General features: G+C 47.9%; 2 protein-coding genes. One reads left to right on the plus strand and one right to left on the minus strand.

Annotation, left to right across the window (positions count from 1 at the left end; translation table 11 throughout):
• On the plus strand, positions 1 to 1035 hold a 1035-nt coding region (locus R7M72_RS24925; protein WP_140126820.1), incomplete at its 5' end, for a uracil-xanthine permease family protein.
• 108 nt (positions 1036 to 1143) lie between these two features.
• Here R7M72_RS24925 and R7M72_RS24930 read toward each other — a convergent pair.
• A partial coding sequence (locus tag R7M72_RS24930; protein WP_318056440.1) for a uracil phosphoribosyltransferase occupies positions 1144 to 1284 on the minus strand: 141 nt, incomplete at its 5' end.

The following is a 1284-nucleotide window of genomic DNA, read 5'->3' on the forward strand; positions in this document are numbered from 1 at the left end:
ATTGGTGCAACTATGGGCGGCTTGATGGCGGCAGGTTTGGTTTACGTTGCGCTTGGCGCGATGATCAAAGTGCGTGGTGTAGGGTTTATCCATAAGATTTTGCCACCGGTTGTAGTTGGCCCCGTGATCATGGTTATCGGCCTTGGCCTTGCGCCAACGGCAGTCAACATGGCGGTAGGTAAAACGGGCGACGGTGCGGTTCAGTTAGTAAATGGCGATGCTGCGGTCATTATCTCTGCTGTTTCACTGCTAACGACAATTGCACTTAGCGTGTTCGCAAAAGGGTTCCTAAAACTGGTTCCTATCGTGGGTGGTATTTTGGCGGGCTATTCAGTATCCCTATTCTACGGTGTGGTTGACTTTACACCTGTGGCTCAAGCAGCTTGGCTTGCAATGCCCAACTTCACCATGCCTGAGTTCAACATCAACGCAATTCTATTCATGATCCCAGTTGCAATCGCTCCTGCCGTAGAGCACGTGGGTGACATGTTGGCTATCTCAAATGTAACGGGTAAAAACTACCTGAAGAAACCAGGCCTACACCGCACTATCGCGGGTGACGGAATCGCGACAATTGCAGCATCAATGGTTGGTGCGCCGCCAAACACTACTTACAGTGAAGTAACAGGCGCGGTAATGCTGACCAAAGCTTTCAACCCTGTAATCATGACTTGGGCTGCCATTACCGCTATTGTTCTTGCGCTGGTAGGTAAGCTAGGTGCGATTCTGCAAACCATTCCTGTGCCAGTAATGGGCGGCATCATGATTCTTCTGTTCGGTTCTATCGCAACCGTCGGTTTGAATACGCTGATTAAGAACAACGTTGATCTACACAAATCTCGTAACCTGGTGATCGTTGCAGTAACACTGGTATTTGGTATCGGTGGTATGGCTTTCGGTATCGGCGAGTTCAGCCTACAAGGTGTAAGCCTATGTGGTATCGTGGCAATCCTTCTTAACCTAGTGCTGCCACACGACCTTGGTGAAAACCACGTGGTTGATAACGCTCAAATGGAAGAAGAAAGCGCGAAGTAATTCGACTGCGCGACTTTTAAGTGGCGCACTTTAACCTTTCTAAATAAATAAACAGCAACAAAAAAGGCTTGGTGAAAACCAAGCCTTTGTTTTATTCGGAGTAACTAATTACTTAGTACCGAAAATCTTATCACCTGCATCACCAAGACCAGGAACGATGTAGCCTTTGTCATTAAGCTTCTCATCGATTGCCGCAGTGTAAAGCTCAACGTCTGGGTGCGCTTTTTCTAGTGCTTCAATACCTTCAGG

The sequence above is a fragment of the Vibrio sp. YT-18 genome (genome assembly GCF_033337345.1).
Classification (GTDB): Bacteria; Pseudomonadota; Gammaproteobacteria; order Enterobacterales; family Vibrionaceae; genus Vibrio; species Vibrio alginolyticus.